This window comes from Novipirellula herctigrandis (genome assembly GCA_007859835.1).
Classification (GTDB): Bacteria; Planctomycetota; Planctomycetia; order Pirellulales; family Pirellulaceae; genus Novipirellula_A; species Novipirellula_A herctigrandis.
Genome location: SJPJ01000001.1, coordinates 4,951,310 through 4,969,277 on the forward strand (window position 1 = coordinate 4,951,310; position 17,968 = coordinate 4,969,277).

The 17,968-nt window shown below is 51.2% G+C and carries 12 protein-coding genes; 5 read left to right on the top strand and 7 right to left on the bottom strand.

Going from position 1 to position 17,968, the window contains the following annotated elements; genetic code table 11:
• Positions 1-8: 8 nt before the first annotated feature.
• Together CA13_RS18065 and CA13_RS18070 are read right to left on the bottom strand one after the other, a co-directional pair.
• Positions 9-1,322, bottom strand: coding sequence for an amidohydrolase family protein (locus CA13_RS18065; RefSeq protein WP_146398948.1), 1,314 nt, complete (start codon positions 1,320-1,322; stop codon positions 9-11).
• Complete coding sequence (locus tag CA13_RS18070; protein WP_146398950.1) at positions 1,319-4,531, bottom strand: amidohydrolase family protein; 3,213 nt, start codon at positions 4,529-4,531, stop codon at positions 1,319-1,321. The genes CA13_RS18065 and CA13_RS18070 overlap by 4 nt, the downstream gene beginning before the upstream one ends.
• Positions 4,532-4,718: 187 nt before the next feature.
• Between CA13_RS18070 and CA13_RS18075 the strand changes: the two genes are divergently transcribed.
• Positions 4,719-6,407: a hypothetical protein gene (locus CA13_RS18075; protein ID WP_146398952.1), complete on the top strand. Its 1,689-nt coding sequence runs from the start codon at positions 4,719-4,721 to the stop codon at positions 6,405-6,407.
• 31 nt (positions 6,408-6,438) lie between these two features.
• Here the strand turns inward: CA13_RS18075 and CA13_RS18080 are convergent, their stop codons facing one another.
• Together CA13_RS18080 and CA13_RS18085 are read right to left on the bottom strand one after the other, a co-directional pair.
• Complete coding sequence (locus CA13_RS18080; protein ID WP_146398954.1) at positions 6,439-7,413, bottom strand: universal stress protein; 975 nt, start codon at positions 7,411-7,413, stop codon at positions 6,439-6,441.
• Positions 7,414-7,416: 3 nt separating this feature from the next.
• Positions 7,417-8,349 (bottom strand): universal stress protein, encoded by a 933-nt coding sequence (locus CA13_RS18085; RefSeq protein WP_146398956.1) that lies wholly within the window; start codon positions 8,347-8,349, stop codon positions 7,417-7,419.
• Between the two features lie 236 nt (positions 8,350-8,585).
• Here CA13_RS18085 and CA13_RS18090 point away from each other — a divergent pair, with 236 nt between their 5' ends.
• The 3 genes from CA13_RS18090 (at position 8,586) to moaA (ending at position 10,984) form a co-directional block, all read left to right on the top strand.
• The gene (locus CA13_RS18090) at positions 8,586-9,008 is read left to right on the top strand and encodes a metal-dependent hydrolase (protein ID WP_146398958.1); all 423 of its coding nucleotides are present in this window, start codon (positions 8,586-8,588) and stop codon (positions 9,006-9,008) included.
• Between the two features lie 15 nt (positions 9,009-9,023).
• Complete coding sequence (locus CA13_RS18095; RefSeq protein ID WP_146398960.1) at positions 9,024-9,410, top strand: hypothetical protein; 387 nt, start codon at positions 9,024-9,026, stop codon at positions 9,408-9,410.
• Positions 9,411-9,634: 224 nt separating this feature from the next.
• Positions 9,635-10,984 (top strand): GTP 3',8-cyclase MoaA, encoded by a 1,350-nt coding sequence (gene moaA, locus CA13_RS18100; RefSeq protein ID WP_419194523.1) that lies wholly within the window; start codon positions 9,635-9,637, stop codon positions 10,982-10,984.
• Positions 10,985-11,069: 85 nt separating this feature from the next.
• Here moaA and CA13_RS18105 read toward each other — a convergent pair whose 3' ends face one another.
• Positions 11,070-13,979: a bifunctional fucokinase/fucose-1-phosphate guanylyltransferase gene (locus tag CA13_RS18105; RefSeq protein ID WP_146398962.1), complete on the bottom strand. Its 2,910-nt coding sequence runs from the start codon at positions 13,977-13,979 to the stop codon at positions 11,070-11,072.
• A 1,006-nt stretch (positions 13,980-14,985) separates the two neighbouring features.
• On the opposite strand from CA13_RS18105, the gene CA13_RS18110 reads away from it, so the two are divergent.
• On the top strand, positions 14,986-16,044 hold the full coding sequence (locus tag CA13_RS18110; protein ID WP_146398964.1) for a GGDEF domain-containing protein: 1,059 nt from the start codon (positions 14,986-14,988) through the stop codon (positions 16,042-16,044).
• Positions 16,045-16,070: 26 nt separating this feature from the next.
• On the opposite strand, the gene CA13_RS18115 is transcribed toward CA13_RS18110, so the two are convergent.
• Together CA13_RS18115 and CA13_RS18120 are read right to left on the bottom strand one after the other, a co-directional pair.
• A complete protein-coding gene (locus tag CA13_RS18115; protein ID WP_419194524.1) occupies positions 16,071-16,526 on the bottom strand; it encodes a Crp/Fnr family transcriptional regulator in 456 nt (151 codons plus the stop codon).
• Between the two features lie 146 nt (positions 16,527-16,672).
• A complete protein-coding gene (locus tag CA13_RS18120; protein ID WP_146398968.1) occupies positions 16,673-17,833 on the bottom strand; it encodes a lactonase family protein in 1,161 nt (386 codons plus the stop codon).
• Positions 17,834-17,968 lie beyond the last annotated feature (135 nt).

The following is a 17,968-nucleotide window of genomic DNA, read 5'->3' on the forward strand; positions in this document are numbered from 1 at the left end:
TCAGCTGGCTAATTTCCGCTTTGATACTTCTGTTTGTACTTCTCGAATAGCATTGTATGCCGGCTCGAGAGATCGACTTTGCGACCTTGAATCCACGCTGCGGTAACGTTGGTTTGCGGCTCCAAAATATCCCCATCGGCAACGATAAGTGTTGCGTCTTTTCCTACGCTTAACGATCCGACACGGTCAGCAACACCGAGAATTTCCGCTGGTGAAAGAGTGATCGATCGCACCGCGTGTTCTCGCGGCAATCCATAGGCAACCGCACAGGCTGCATGATACGGCAAATTGCGTACGTTTGATGCTCCGCCGGGATAACCCGGTGCTTCGCCACCAATAGCGAAGCGAACACCTGCGCGACGTAAACGTTCGGGCAACGTGTAGGCCGAATCATAGGGATCATCGCGACGCAGCGGTAAACGGTAGGTACCAGCAATCAAGACCGGAACGTCGTGGTGTTTTAGCAACTCCGCACACGCTTGTGCGTCATACCCACCGTAAATGATCAGCCGAAGTTTGTGGCTGGCTGCATAAGCGACAGCCGCCTCGATCGAACTTTGGCGATTGGCTGAAACCACCAAAGGTACATCCCGACGAATCACTTTCATTAGTGCCTCGAGCCTTAGATCCGATGAGATGGAATCCGCTGCATCGGCCTGTCGTAACGATTCACGTTTGGCGTGTTCGACCCATTCATCAAACTCTTGCCACTTCTCATCGCGCTGCTGTGCTTGTTTGGTCGAGTCCTTTTCACGCGGTTGCATCGCATCCCAATTGACACACAACCCCGATGGAGCAAGTAAGGTCATTTCTTTCTCGGTCCATCCGTCCATTTGCATGAATGCCGATTGCCCTTGGACAAAACGCCCACCGGGGGTAACGTGCGCTAGCAGCACACCGCCGGCACGCGCCACGGGAATCAATTCGCTGTCGGGATTCACCGCAACCCACGAGCGAACATTCGGATTGCGAGTTCCAAGTTCGCTTCGATCGACAGTCACATCAACCGCACTGATTTCACGCAGTCCAAGATCGGTGTAGGATTCGATCAAGCCGGGGTAAATATGTTTCCCTTTGGCCCCAATGATCAGGGCTCCCTTCGGCGACTCGATGTGTTTGCCAATTGCCGTAATTCGACCTTCCTCTAGCAGGATCGTGCCACGAACAATCACCGGCGAATCAACTGGGTGTAGTACCGCACCACGAATGAGAATCGGAGATGTTTGCGGTGCGCCAGGGACTTGGTCGTTTGGCATTGCGATTGATGGCAACGCGAAAAATAAAACCGTGGCGACAAAAAAGTGGGTTCCTACTCGGTTCATCGTGATTCTCCTTGGCTTCGTCCCGCGTTACAGTACACATCGATTCGCTCCCAACGGTCGGCTTCTTTGACTTCTTCCTCGTCCTTTGTCTTATCCGACTTAGGTTGATTGTCCGTTTCCAGAGCCAATTGAACCAATCGGGCACGAAGACTTTTGTCGCGAGCGCGTAGCATGCGGTCCGTCTTTAAGTCAAAGTACTTTTGTCCGTCGATCCATGTTTGTTCGCAACGTGACGTAGGCGAAAGTGGCGGTCCACTCCAAACGGCAAGGTCCGCATCTTTCCCCACTTCGATCGATCCAACATGATCATCAATGCGAAGTTGTTTCGCCGGATTTAGCGTCACAAACGCCAAGGCATCTTGCTCCGGCACGCCTCCGTATTTTATGGCTTTGCCCGCTTCGGCGTTCAGATGCCGACCGAGTTCCGCATCATCGCTGTTGTAGGAGACAACGACTCCCGCATCATGCATCAACACGCCGTTGTAGGGTATCGCGTCGTAGACTTCAAACTTGTAAGCCCACCAATCCGCGAACGTCGATGCCATTGCACCATGAGAAGCCATTCGATCGGCGACTTTGTACCCTTCGAGGATATGTTGTAGCGTGCCGATGCGAATGTTGAATTCTTCGAGCACATCGAGAGTCGCGAGAATTTCGTCTTGGCGATAGCTGTGGCAATGAATCCATCGATCACCTGTTTGAATTTCTACCAATGCATCGAGTTGCAAATTTCGTCTCGGAGGCAATCGGTCGCGGGCCCCATCCTGCCATGCTTTGTGATCGGCGTCGTATTGACGAGCGGCCAAGAATTGGTCGCGAATGATTTGCTCGACACCCATACGCGTGTTGGGATAGCGACCCGAGCTTCGTTTAACATTTTCTCCTAGAGCAAACTTAATGCCCGCAGGTGCGTCAGCGAATTTCAAATCCTCCATCGAGCCTCCCCATCGCATCTTGATCACTTGATTTTGGCCGCCAATCGGGTTGGCCGAACCATGCAATATGTTCGACGCGGTGACACCTCCGGCGAGTTGTCGATAGATGGAGATATCAGAGTTGTCGATGAAATCAGCGATCCGCACTTCTGACGTGATCGCTTGCCCCGATTCGTTGATTCCCCCGTCGGTTGCAATGTGGGAGTGGCAATCAATCAAACCGGGGGTGAGATGTTTGCCGCGCGCGTCGATGGTGACACACTTCTTGGGCGCGACCAATTTCTTGCCTACTTCAGCGATCTTGCCGTCGATGACAAGTACGTCCGCATCGTCGATTTTGGCTTTTGGGCCACTTGTCCAAACCGTCGCGCCACGGAATAAAACGGCATTTGGCTTTGTTGGGCGTTGGGCCAATCCGTAAGCACCGAGAGGGTAAACCATCTCGATCGGTTTTCGCTCGGAAGATTCGACATTTGAATCCGATGTTTCTTTTGCGGTTGGCGTTGGGGAGACTTCCTGCTCTGGTTTATCTTGCCGTTTTACCCTGCGAATGGGTACCGATTGCGACTTTCCGTCGGGAGTTGTGAGTGTTGCCAAAACCAACGGAGACTCTTTTGAATGATCGACATTGGAAACGATCAATAGCGTCAATTGCGAGACTCCCTCGGGGAATGCATCGGAGAGTTTGCTCAGTTGTACGGAAGTTGACAATTTCTCTCGCTGACGGACATTGTTTTTCAACTCAACGCGCGTCTCTTCTGGTTTTTCTTCGCGCTGCTGGGCATTGGGATCCTCGTCCGTCGATTGCGATTTCGTGCATCGAATCGAGCCAGTGGTCTTATCGTCTTTCTTTTCAAAAACCAAAACAGCGCTAATCCGCTGTTTCGATCCCGGCAACGTCACTTTCCATGAACCGATCAAAGGATCATCCGCTAGCGGTTTTTCTTTTTCGATTTCAAAACGTTCTCCGGCAACCCAAGTTTCTGTTACCGTTGTTTCTTTCGCGAACAGGTCGCCGTCAGCGACGACGAGATTTGCCATCATTCCCGGCTGGATCTTGCCGGTTCGCTTCTCAACACCGAGCAGTTCCGCTGGCACGGTGGTTAACGCAGCCAATGCCACACGGGAATCTAAGCCACGATCAACAGCGATTCGAACGTGTTTCAAAAAACTTGAAGTGTCGTCGAGTCCGTCGGTCGTCAAACAAAAGCGAACACCCTCGCGATGGAGGCGGGCAGGATTCTCGGGTGCAAAATACCAATGAAGCCATTCGCGAAGTGGCGTTTCGCGAATCGATTCGAGGGTCGTAGTATCAGGCGTATCAGGGAAGTCGACAGGCAATAGAACGAGATGTCCTTGTCGGGTAATCGCTGGCAATTCGCAATACTCGAAACCCGAGCCTCGCAGAATCATATCGATCGAGAACTCATCCGCAAGATTTCCGGCGCGGATCGCGAATCGTTCGTTCGGTGCGTCGACGACAAACGTGCCTGAGTGAAGCGTTTGTGAAAGTTCCTCGAGCGATAGATTGGGCCGAGGACGTGGGACCGTTTGATTGTTCTGATAAACACGATTTGCTTTGTCGTACCAAATCGCGTCGTAAAATGCTTGCCGAACCAGTGCAACAGCTCCCATCGGTGAATTGGGGTAGGTATCACGTCGTTTACCACGGGGGACCGTCAAGGCAAGGTGTTGAAAGACGTCACGTTGCAGCAAGTATTGTGGATGATCGGGGGTGAGAGCCAACACGACACAGCTCGCTCCTTTGATGATTCCATCTTTTGGGGCCCTCAGTTGAGCGGTAATCCCTTGGCTGTGAAGTTTTTTCCGTTCGTTCTCATTTGACGTGGTTGCCCATGCCGCGCGGAACTCGGGCGAAACATTCTTGTTCCAATATCCCGTTTTGTCCGTTGGTAAATTCTCGGGTAATTCGACATCATGCATCGCGTCGATCAGGCCTGGATAGATCCGTTTGCCGGATAAGGTTCGCGTCTCCGTTCCGGCGGGGACCTGGATGTTGTTGCCGACTGCGACGATGGTTGCTCCATGCATCAAAATCGATGCGGGTTTTGACGGCGAATCAGGATCGCAGACAACATCGGCTCCGACCAAAAGAACAGGCGAAGGATCGGCTTTTCGCAAACCGACGATGGGGCGCGTTGTCGTGGACTGCTGAGTGATCGTGGACCGTTGGGCATGGACAATCTGAATTGCCGAGCCGGGTATTGCAAAACCAGTGATCCAAGCGACCGCGAACCATAGGGTGGGCTTCATAAGAGGGCATCTCGGCCATGAGCGACATCGAATCAAAATAACCAGCCTCGGCGGCTCGTTTTCTGGAATGGTTGTATGGTAATCGCTCCGTTCGATCGAGGGACCGAAAAAGTTGCGTTCGGCGGTTTGACTGGTGTAAACTTACTCTCCTCACGAGTACGCATTCTTTCCTTAAGGCGTTTTTGCAATGGCAAACGACAAAATCCAATTCCCATGTATTCACTGTCAGAAAACGCTTGCCGTCGCAGCACAACATGCCGGCAAAACCATCGCATGCCCCGGTTGTAAGGAAAAGATGCAGGTACCTTCCACGCAGCCTCCTTTGTTGCACCCAACGCCACAGTCCCATCGAACCCCTCGAAGTGATGATTCCTTGGGTCCTAAACGATCACTTTCGGAAAGATCGGTTACCCCCAATCATTTTGCGGGACCGCCCTCGACCGGCGATTTGGTCGGTTCTGATAACTTGCCACCAACATCCCCTTCACCCCAATTGTCTTCCTCAAGTACCGCCAATGTCGCGTCTGGCGGGTCTAGCCAACCGGATGTGCCCCGGTCACAGGCAACGGATCTTCAAACGGCATCGACGACCGGTTCCCCTTCGGCGGGACGCTCGGTCGCGGGTTTGGTGGTTGCCAGTATCGTGGCAATGGTCTGTACCGCCGTGTGGTTGTTAGTCGTTGCTTTTAGCGGCTATGAGCTAGGGATTTTGGCATGGGGTATTGGTGGTGTCATTGGCTTGGTCGCCGGTGCGATTGGTCGTAACCCATCGCCGGTTTATTGTGGCTTGGCCGCAGGAATCGCAGGCATGAGTTTTGTCGGTGCAAAGTTGATCATGGCGACTGCGATTATGCTTTTAAGTGTGGGTGCGGACTTCATGGAAACATTCGCCAATTTCACCCCCGAAGCAATGAAACAATCGCACGCCATGGCGGATCAAATGCTTGTCGATGGCGAGTTCGAGGGTGCCGAAAAGGAGTACGCGAACTATTATGTTACAACCTATTTTTCGGATACCGACGATGAGGAATTGTCGGAAGGAGCATACCAGGTCAGCGAGCAGGTTGAAGAACGCATCCAAAGCGAACTCGAACCAAAAACCCCAACCGAACGAGAACAACTCATTGCGGCTGCCAGAGAACGTCATCCAGAATGGATTGAAGACAACAACCTTTACTTGGCTGTGGTGGACCAAATGTTAAACGACTCCAAATCGTTAGGTGATGACTTGGCGGCGCAGGCCAAAAGTGAACTCGCGTCACTCGATGGATCGTGGGATGAAGCATATTACGAATCGAATGCTCCTGAGGAATTGAGCCGACGCCGCGCAGAACTGCGTAAACAAGCGGCTCAGCAGATCCGATCGATGAGTGAACTGGAGCGTGACCAAGCCATTTGCGCTACATTAGGTCGCTACCCCGAGTGGGATCCATTCCCCAATGCTAAGACGGCCATGATGGAGAAAATGGCAAACGAAGGAAAGTTTGCTGGTGGCTTATCGGAACATGCGTTGGCGACATTGGAATCAGAATTAAACGATGAGTATTCTGATTACTTCGAGACCGTATCGGATGAGGAGTATGATCAGCGCGAAGTCCAGTTGCAGCAAGCGGTTGGCAAGGAATTGGCTTTGATGGACCAAGCATCGCGCGAAGCATTAGTCGCCGATACGCGAGGCCGACATCCCGATTGGCTGGGGCAAGAAATAGATGCTGAACTAGCTCAGCAGGAACTCGAAGAGGCAATGGATGAGTTAGGCACCGACGGTAGCTTCCTAGGGAGTATACAGGCGGTGTGTGGCCTCTTTGATTTGTTGTGGCTTTTTCTGGGTGCGAGCACCGCGTTTAGCACGGCTGCTAAGTTTGGCGAAGAGTGACCGAACTCTTCGCCAATTTTTGGAAAATTGGTTAGACGATTGGTAGCGTTTCTTTGCTGGTATTTGCATCGCTATCATCGAATGTTATTGGTGAAACGAACCCCTCTGGTTTTAACGCCAAGACAGAGCACGTTACATGTTCAAGCAGCGATTCGGCAGTATTCCCGATCAGGAAGCTTGCCGCTCCGGTGCGACAAACGGTTCCCATTACCACAAGGTCAGCCTCGACTTTTTGGCTAACGGCCTCAATGATTTTTGATGGGTTGCCGCGAATAAAATGAATTTGGACCGATTTCGGTTTCGCTTCCTGTTTGCTTACCAGTTCGTTAAGTACGGTACGCAGCCTTTTTTCGTAGCCGGAAAGCGTTGAATCAACTTCCGCATCCCCAGCTCGCTTTCGAAGCGATTTTTCCATCCACAGGTCCCAAGCGCTGACAACATGCAGATCAGCGTTATCGCGTTCAGCGATCGCGAAAGCGAGCTCAAGAATTTTGCGATTCAAAGCGAGATGCTTTGGCTCACCGGTATCGATATCAATCGCTGCAACGACTTGATCAAAGTCGCCGTGAACCTCGGGCTTCAGAATCCAAACTGGGCAAGGACACATCCTCAGCAGCGAACGCGATATGCTGCCGAACCATCGGCCTGAAAGTGACAAGCCGTCGGCGGCTTTGATGACTAGATCGTGTTTGTCATTGACAACTTGTCGAACCATTTCGCATGCTGAATCACCGACTGTAACGAATACGTCAATCGGAACGCCCGTATTGAGGTACTCTGTTGCAATCTCTAGCAAGCGTTTTCGGTGATCTTCGACAATCAGTCGCTGCAATTCCTCAGGCTCGGCTGCATGGGTCACATACCCGACTGCGTGTGGAATTGGTTTAATGACCTCCATAAGCGTGACATCGGCGTTGTTTTCGGATGCCACAGTGACGGCTCGACGGACCGCCGTTTCATGCTGATCAGCCTCAGCATAGACCAAGATATTTTTAAATCGTTTCATAACCTAGCTCCATTTTGCCAAGGTAGATTCATGGAAGTTGGAAAGCTCTGGGGAATCACTTTGCTCGACGTTGCCGCGGGCAATCCAAACGCTGCAAGGAGCGTGACGGAGCACATACCGACTCACGCTTCCTAGCAATACATTGCCGAACATTCCGTGTGGCGTCTCGCCAACGACTAGAATGTCGGACGTATGCTTTTCAGCGAACTTCACCAATCCTTCGCCGATATGATCGCTCTCTACTAAGTGCGCCACCGTGTGCGGTGCAACCTCGCGAAGACGATCAGCAACTTCGTGCAACGCAGCCGTTGCTTCGTCCTTAACCACCGAAGGGTCTAGCACGATTTCATTTAAAAAGGCTGAAATGTAGGACGCGATCGTGACAACATGAATATCCGTTTGCATGCCCCAACGTGTTTCACAAAATGCTTCAATCGCTGCTCGCGCCGGCTCGGTATCTTTGTAGCCAATCGCTATTCGCAACGGGCGAACCGTTTCCCCAATGCCAGTTGGGCGAACCACCAAGACACTGCAATGTGCTTGCGTCGCCACCTCGTCACTGGTACTGCCAAGCAACATGCGCCGAATCCCCGAATGACCTTGTGCGCCGACAATGATAAAGTCCACGTCACGCTCCTTTGCGAACTCGATGATTCGTTGACTCGGGTGTCCTTCGCCATAGACATGTTCGATGTCCACATCGGCACCATCGAACATCTCCTTCACCTTTTCAAAAGTCGCGTCAGCGAATTCGCGTTCACGCGCGACGAACGATGACATCAATCCTTCCACTGGGTACCGACGGTTAATCGATGGCATCTGCAACACCGTCATCACCGTCAAATTCAGTTTTTGGCGGTGCGGAACGTGAGCTAAAAACGACGCTGCTTGTTGGGCGCACTGTGAGCCATCCGTTGCCAATAAAACTCGTCTCATCGGAAGTCCTCGGCTAATGGAGAGAAGGAATACTCAGATGCGAGTGCAATCAAGATGCCACTTCCAATTATTCGTATTGAGTGTCTATTGGGCAAATCGTTTTGTGCGGTTTTGGCGCACCCTGGGCGTCGGTGCACACTATAATCGTCGAGAATTTTCCGTTTGTTTTATCGAATCGCTTGCCCATCGAAACAGTCGCAACGATCAAATTCAAGTCAATTCAGGAAGATTTTGCGATGGACATTGTCACGCATGCGATGATGGGAACCGCGATCACGGGGCCCTGGCTAATCTTTGCCCCTGAAGTCTCAGCCGGTTTCGTCATTGGCAGCGTCTTGCCAGACATTGACGCGTTGAGCCGTTTGTTTGGAAAACGAGCGTTCTTGCTCTGGCATCAAACCTTTACTCATTGTGCGGGAGTCGTTATGGCGGTCGGTGCAGTCCCAATCGGTCTTGGATTTGTTAATTTGCAGTTCACTTGGTGTGGATTGGGAATCGCATTGGGAATGCTGCTGCATATCATGCTGGACTACACGAACATTTTCGGTGTAAAGTGCTGGCTTCCTTTTTCCTCTCGCCGGTTTTGTGCCGAATGGTCGTTCTTTAACGATGTTCCTTTGATCACGATGACCATTACTGCCTTGGTCTTCATTGGGTGACAATCAGGTTCCGGGATGTGGCCATCACCGCTTATCTCGATCGTCTATTGCGGTGTAGCCGTTGTTTACCTTGGGTTGAAAATTGTTTTACGTCAACTTGCTGCCAAGTGGCTCGACAATTCTTTTGAATCGTTAATCCCAAGTGCGGTGATTCCTTGGTTGTTCTTTGGATATTGCCAAGCAAGTGAGCAAGAAATCGAAGTGATTGACTTCAATCTGTTCAAACCAAAATCATCTTGCCGGCGTTCCATGACGATGGAGGATCATGCCTGGCACGACGTACTCAATTCGTTAGCGGAGTTTCGTGTCATGCATGCGCTGACATTGGGGTACCATGCTGTGTCTTCGACCAATATCGATAGCGGCTACGAACTGGAATGTCGCGACCTCCGAAGCTCGTAACTTGGAAACGACCTTTGGCCAGCGCAATGTCAAGTTGGACGATCATCGACAGGTTAAATCCGCAGACCTTCATGTTTAGTAGAGACAAGATGTCGAAACAACGCTATCAGCCGAGCTATGGTTTTTGATTTTCTGTAACAGAGGGATTGGCTATTTTGGTTTCAATGATAGTCACGTGGCTCAGCTTTCCAATCATGGGTCAGTTGACCTACCTTATACCATTCGTGCTGATTCACTTTTTTCTATTCTGCAATGTGTTTCGGATTCGGCGAAATCTTGAACTGATTTGGGCTGCGATCTTCGTGACAAGTATCGCGATATGTAGTACGGTCGAGTTTCCCTTGTTAATGAGTTTTGCAATTCAGTTGCCGGTCTCGATTACGTTGATCTTGGTAGCCGATCGGAGCAACTGGTATCACGGTATTTTTGCTTCGCCACGTCAAATCGATGACCGATGTGATTGGTGCCAGGGGGAAATAGGGTGGTTCCCTCGTTTCTCGCTATCGACCATGATTCTACGTACTGTTGTGAAAGTCGGATCAAATTCCGCCGTAAATGTACCGCTTGATCGCTCGTCACCTTATCGATGTCCCCTTATGCTGATTGATACTTTCGGACGCCTACATACTAGTCTTCGCGTGAGTGTTACCGATCGGTGCAATTTGCGATGTACTTACTGTATGCCAGCTGAAACGCCGGACTACGAATCGCGGACGGAGATTTTGACGTTTGAAGAAATCGAACGATTCGTTCGGATTGCGGTCGAACTTGGTGTTGATGATGTCCGGTTGACTGGCGGTGAACCGCTGGTGCGAGCTGAACTACATAAGTTGGTTGGACGCATTAACGCAATCGATGGCATTCGAAGAATGTCGATGACTACCAACGGAGTGTTGTTGGAAGCTCAGCTTGATGACCTGTTTGCGGCCGGCTTGCGAAGCGTCAATGTTAGTCTCGATGCACTCGATGCGGCCTCTTTTCGCGAAGCGACTCGGCGGCCCGGTTTGGACAAAGTGCTCTCTGCTATCACGGCAGCGAGGAAACGTCAAATGAAAGTGAAGATCAACGCGATTGCACTGCGTGGTTTCACAGAACGGCACATCGAAGCGTTTGGCCATTTCGCTCGCGAGACGAAAATTCCCATTCGTTTTATCGAATTCATGCCGCTTGATACCGATGGTACATGGGATTCAGCAAGTGTGTTGACAGGTGCCGAAATTCTAGCTCGATTTTCCAAAGCGATACGTCCGCTAGTACCACTGACAAGCAACGATTCGCCAGCCACGGATTACCAATTTGATGATGGTCTTGGGACTATTGGTGTCATCCCCTCTGTCAGCGAACCATTCTGTGATACGTGTAATCGTTTTCGCTTAACCGCCGATGGTCAGCTGCGAAATTGTCTATTCGGCGAAGATTCGGGTGATGTACGTGTTCTGCTTCGCAATGGATCCGATGACGCAGCGATCGCGGATCGAATTCGATCAGCAGTTTCATCTAAGAAGGCTGGCCACGGCACCGATGACTTGACATTCCTACGCCCCACGCGGCCGATGTATTCCATCGGTGGATAAAGTTGATGTGATCGTTTTGGCGAGGAAGTTTCGGACGCGTTTCGGAGGCCGGAAAGTCGGGGCTGCAAACAAGTGTCAATCTAGTTTAACTTCGGGTCACTCGTAGCCCCGTGTTCGAAATTGACATATCCACAAACCGAGCTCGGGAGTTCGGTGGTTCGTTTTCCAAATCGTCGCGAAGTCGATTTGCATGCTCTGTGTCGCGGGCAATCATGTAGAGAAATCCACCGCCGCCTGCGCCAGCCAACTTCATAGCACTGACATGCGGCTCGATCCGGTTGACCAATTCCTGAATGGATGGCGGACAGGTCCCTTCGTCAAGCTGTTGGTTCAATTGCCAACTTCGCTCAACCGAGCGGCAAAAACCAGCCATATCGCCCCGTTGGGCAGCGTCAAAACAATCAAGGCTGTTGTTGCCAATGTTCTGTAATACTCGCAACCGCTCGGGATCGTTCAAGAACATTCCACGTACGATTTCTCCGAGCACATCGTGCGCAACACGAGTGACGCCGGTGTAGTACAACAATCCGCGTGCGGTGAATTCTGGTGAACTAAAAAAATCACTCGGTAGCCAACGAACCGACGCTGCTTGGCCCAATCCAGGTTTCGTCTGAATCAGCTTGGCGCCATGCAGAACGCCTCCGAATTGATCTTGCCAACCACCACCACTGCCGAGCATTTGTTCCACGGCGCTCACGCGGGCTGCGATTCCGTGAGCGTCCCAGCCTAAATGGCACAGCTCGCTGAGTGCTCCGAGCAAGGTGCCCGCCAAGATGCTGCTGGTGCCGAGGCCCGATCCTTTTGGAATCGCCGCTAACATTGACACATCAATACCGCCTCCGAATTGTTCGCATTGACTCTCAAGCGAACCGAACGCATCGCCGTTGAATCGTGGATGAAATCCGGCCAAAGCTAGGCTAGCTTTCGCCACCGAAAATTCGCTGCCAAGCCCGCGGTACTGGCCCACTTGGTCGTAGCTCGTCAGCCTTTCGCTGCTGCCCAAATCGATCGATCGAATTGTGATGGAACGGTCCTCACAACGACGTACAAACACCTGCACCGGCGGCTGCCCGTTCAGATCGAGGGCGATGTTGACCACGCTGCCACCGTATTCCAAACAGTATGGTGGTGTATCGGTCCAACCCCCCGCGATATCAACTCGTGCGGGGCTGCGTGCCCACACGATTTGATCTTCCGCCAAACAAAACTTCGGCTGCAGTGGCTCTCGTTCATATTTTGTGACGATTGACTGCTCCAAAAGAGCAAAGCAAGATTGCTCTTCTTTGAGCCAGTTTTCGTCGTCACGGCGACGCATGACTTCGGATCGAAACATACGGTTGTGAACAGCGACGATCGTATCGTCCTGTTCGTCCCATGCAGGTGGCAAAGCGGCCGATGAATCCGCGTACATGCTGGCAACATCGGCCAAATCTAAATTGTAGAAAACGCTGCGATTGCCATGCGATGCCATCACGGGAAGGATGTCTTGGCGAAGTTGATGGCGTTGCGTTTCCATTCGCATGAGTGACGCTTGCTGCGCCAATTGGCGAGCCGAAACACGCGTGGCCGCCAGCCAATTGGCGCGGTGGGTGAGGTTCGGTTGCGGATCACCATCAATGATCCACTGAATGAAATCGCCGGCCAGTTCGTTGGCATGAATGACAGGAAATAATTCGGCGGCTTGTAGATCCGTTTGTGGATTGATGTTGGCTTGAGCGATAGTCAAACCTCGGGCGGAAAACCAATGCGGGGCTGATTGTTCAAGCCAACGGGTTGCAGTCTCGCCGATTGGTCCGCGAAAAGAATCTGTGAACCCATAAGCCCGAATGGCCAGTTTGTCTTGTCCGATTGGAACGATATCGAGGCAAGTTCCTTCTGAAAGTTTTAATCTCCATTCGTTTGGTGGGACGCCCGTCAGTAAATGCCGACGCGACAATTGCCACGATTCAGGAATGTAGCAGTTTTCGACCCATAGAGATTCGTTTTCTTGTCGACGTAGTGGGGCACCAAACTTGGCGTCTTGGATGAATTGTTTTGGTTGGGCCAAGGAAGGCACCGAGCCGAGCTCGGTTTGATCGCGGACGAGCGTCTGTAACTCGTACATGGAGTCAATCACGTCGTTCGTTTTTCCAAAGTGATAGAACTCACCTTGCGAGATGGGCGCGATCGCGACGGAAAGTTCTGAAATCGACGCATCCTCCACTTGTGGATTCTCGCCAAGACTCAGCGCCCAGCGTCCGTATAGATCACAGTTTTGTGGATGCTCTGAAGCGTTTGACTCTAAATCGTTGAAAGAGGATGTTTTTGCGTTCCAACCGCACTGGGCCATCAAGCACTCTACCGCCCGGCGGCTCAGCAACCAAACGCCAATGTCGATCAAGAAGGCAGATTGGCGGGAGCGATCACGGATCTCGTCAGGACTTGGCTTCTGCAAGAAAGTTTGAAGTTTGTCCGGTTGGGATTTGTCAACGAACATGACGCCGAAGTTGGTCGCAATTTCCGGATTTGCCCACATCCCAAGCAGGACCACGTCAGCAGCCGGTAGCGGGCTGAGTGGCTTGCCGCTGCGTAAAAGCACGTCGCCGCTGGCAATCATCAAGCGCGAACAGGAATCAGCTTTATCGAAAACACTCCGCAGAAATGGTTCGTTCAAATCGAGCAGCGTCTGCCCCAATCGCTGGCCCCTAGCCCAACGCAATGTTGGGATTGGGATGAACAACTTCCCCATCGCCGCGTAAGCCGGAAGCCGTCGACTTTCCCCGCCTCCGTGAATGACAATGCGGCGTTGTTCGTCGATCCAATCCGAGAAGGCAGATTGACCATCGTTTTGCCACGATTCATGTAGCACATGTGCCGTTCCGCCACCGGAACCAAGTTGCGTTTGTGGCGGATCGAATGTCGCGAAGCATCGCTGGGCCAGTTTCGGATAACAGTTTTTCAACTGCTTGGCCATTTGCGGCGGAAGCGAAAGTAATAGTTCAGGTTGTTGGTTCATCGAATATCGAACATCCAAATTCTAGCGGGCGAGAAGTCAAAATATAACAAGATGATTGTCTAAAGCCAGCGAATATGTACTTCGAATGTGTGGGATGCATTGCCATTGGTAGTTTTGGTCATCCCAATTAAAGGCTTACTGGCATCCACGATCCCACTTTCTCGTCCTTGGCGGAGTGATACTTCGCGCAGGCTACACTTAGGATCATCCCGTTGCGATAGGACCCTCTTTTTCCGCCATGGTCAGCTCAGCGATCGGCGTCCGTGTTTGCTGCGTCAATGTGCCAATGATCAAGGTCAACCAGGTTTTGCCCAATGCGAATTCGGATGTGCAGAGCATTCTGGTGCGCAGAGCAAAGCGATCTGCTCAGGAAGCGTTGTTTGATGGTTGTAGCGATACTTTGAAATGTCGTTACAAAATTTGTCGTCGAACATCTTCAATCGGCTGTTGGACCAGTCGCGATCCATAGCCATCCTGGTTCGCATTCATGGCCCCAAACCTCTGACTGTTAGCAAGCGGAACAGGCCGATCATTTAACATTCGATGCATACCGGAACTAATATGAGAGTCGCTGTATCGGTGGAAAGCCCGTAAAGTTGGAAGCGAACCTGAACCAACGGCGTCCGCCCAGGGATCATGTTGGTCGCGTGGCGAACGGTTCAAAAATCAGACACGATTTTTTCGACAGTCAAACGAGAAATTTCTATTCGCAATTCCTCTGGAAATTGCTAATTCGCGCAGGCAGCAATCTCCAGTGAGGGTAATCTCGCAGTGAACGTTGTTGTTCCTCAAAGGGCTTTAGGTTGAACTGATTTTGTCAACGCGACGATCATGTGTGTTCTTCTGTTTAGGTTGACTACCATTCTTGTGCCGAATCAGTTTGCAGTCTTGACTAACACCGCAGACAATATGGATTAAATACTACAAGCATGTTTGGACAGGGCAGTTTCGATTCCGATAACTAAACGGTGTGGCGAATAGGATATTTTCACATTTGGAGATTTCGTTGGCGAACCTCAGAAATCGGACCGGTCCCCCCGAGCGTGACCCTTTGACGGCTTTCGCGATTGCAAAGGAGGCTCTCGATTATGTGACGAAATTTCGCACGCCACCAACGCCTGACATCTACAAGGTTTGGTATCACTATGTTGAGGGTGAACCTGGGGAACTGCGTGAACAACTTTCGCATGCAGTAAACGAAGCCAAGTCGGTCAGCTACGAGCAGTTGCAACTGCTACATCAGCAATTTTTTGCCGGTAGCGATGAGCGTGAACTGACTCAAAAACTTGGTGAAGATTTGGCGACCACCATAGGGACGGTTGATTCGATCATTCACGAGCAACTTTCGGCTGGGAATACCTTCAAAGACTCGGTCCACAAAGCAAGTGAAAACTTGTCGGTAGAGAAAACGACCGTCGAGGAATTGAAGAGCTGTATTGAATCCGTATTAGCGAGCAATCAATGCATGCAGGATCAACTTGATCGAATGGGTGTGCGTTTAGAAGAATCTCGAAGTCAAGTTACGAAATTGAGAGCAAGCTATTTGGATTCGCAGCGGAAGTTAATGACGGACCCGTTGACGAATATTGGTAACCGGCTTTTCTTTGACACGATGATGTCCAATGCACTTGAGCATCATGAACGAGGCGAACGACATTTCGTACTGCTGTTGGTGGATCTCGATAAATTCAAACTGATTAACGATACATTCGGGCATGCGACGGGTGATACGGTGCTGCGTTTTGCGGCATCGAACATTGAACAGATCGCCGTTGATGCGTCAGTCGCTCGGTATGGTGGTGACGAATTCGCGATCTTTTTCAATACGCTTGATTCAGCCAAGGGAATGGAGCTTGGCGAAACGATCTGTCAGTCGTTTGCCCAGAACAAGTTAACCCTTAACGACACGGGTGAACCGATCGGAAAGCTGACCGCCTCGATCGGCGGCGCGCTGCTTCGCGAAGACGATGGCGAGCAAAGTTGGTTTCAGCGCGCGGATAAGTTGCTGTACGACGCGAAAAACGGTGGTCGCAATCGAGCGATGGTGGAACGCAAAATCAATTGAATTCTCGTTGCATCATGCAGGGACGCTTAGGGGATCAATGGGGCTTCGACAGGCAAAGTTGGATCTTGCTGCAATCGAAACAAACATTCGTCAGCGGCCCTTAATCGTCGACTGACTTCGCGACCCAAATTCATCATGATCATCGCGTATTGCTCTAGATCGTGTTGGTACAATGTTCGCAATGTCTTGGCTGGTATTTCAATTGCCTGGCAATGAGATTCTGCGACCACGGATGCCGAGCGACCCTGAAAATCAATCAGTGACATTTCGCCGAAGCAATCGCCATGAACAAGCCGTCCGAGGATGATTGGCTCGCCATTCCAATATCGCTGAATGAGGACGGTTCCTGCTTCAATCACGAATAGAGAATCGGCAGGATCGCCTTCATGAAAAAAGTAATCGCCTGAAGCCAAAGCAAGCTCGGATGCGTTGTCGAGAATAATCTGCAAGGCTTTCGGATTCAGTCCCCCGAATACTGCCATCTTGCGCAACAATTCTGTTCGCGTTTCCAACATGCGGATCCCCATAGCGGTTGCAGGTCAGCGTGAATACGAAAGCCCCGTAAGTGCGGTTGCTCGAACCCGTTGTTCTACCGCCTCTGGCTGACGTTGGCAAACCGAAATTTTCGCTATTTGTTTCCAAACAATACGCAAATCGGAGCGGGCGTTCGGACAATACTTTGGTTATAGGTCAGCTCACCGGTGCCTTGCTCAATCGCGAAGCAGGCAAGCGTATGTGAATCTTGTCCTGCTGCGACTACCCACTTCCCGGTCGGATCGATATTAAAGTTACGTGGCGTTGCGCCACGGATATTTTCAAGCTCGATCACGGATAATTCACCCGTTGCCGGATCAACGCTCATTGCGGTGATCGTGTCGTGACCGCGATTTGCTGCGTAGACAAACTTGCCGCTTGGGTGGACTCGTATTTCCGAAGAACTCTTAAATAACTCTTTCGCAAGTAACGACTTTGATACCGTCGGGATCGTCTGTTTCGGCATCATCGTTCCCCGCTCCGCATCGTAGTCGAATACTGTCACGCTGAGGTCAAGTTCATTGAGAACGTAGATCCATTTGCCATTGTTGTGAAATTTCATGTGGCGCGGTCCACCGCCTAAAGGGGCCTGGCCAAAACCGTGGGGCGAAAGCGTTCCCGTATCGGTGTCAACCTTATAAATCACGACCTTATCTAATCCCAGGTCCGGTACGAATGCGAATTGCTCGTCAGGCGAAAAACCTGTCCAATGGGCATGCGGTCTTGCTTGGCGATTAGCAACAATTTGTGATCCACCTTCATGCTTCATCAAAGCGGTCCGCTCTTTCAACGATCCGTCTTGATTGAGCGAAAATGCCGCCGTGGAGCCACTGCCGTATTGCGCCGTGAGCAGCATTTTGCCTTTGGAATCTACCGAAACATGAGCGGCGTCACCATCGCCAATCGGTAGCGAATTGAGTAATGCCAATTTCGCGCCCTGTTCGATTCGATAGGCGACCACCGATGGTGTTCCATTGAGCTTTCCAACCGCGTAGAGCACATTCCCGTTTGGATGCAAAGCTAAGAATCCAGGCCCATTGATTTCGGCGACCAATTCGGACTCGGTCAATTTTCCGGTCGCGGTATCGAGCGAACAGTGGTAGATCCCCTTGCTTGGCTTTGCCGAACTCGTGCCAATCCAAACATCCACAACCGCCGTGTCATTGGAAAGTGCCGCCCTTTGGTTGCCCGTTAGGAGAAAAAAAAGACAAAGTAGAAAGGTCACGCGAGAAAACGATTGGTTCAGGGTCAGCATGAGTGTTGCGTCGAAATGGTTGGTGGGTTGAAATGGGGGAGACTACAGTCATGTTATCGCTAATTGTATCCGAACGATTGTAGCGGGTTGCTCACGACTCGGGTTTATTTTGTTGTGATAGCTGTTAGGCTGACG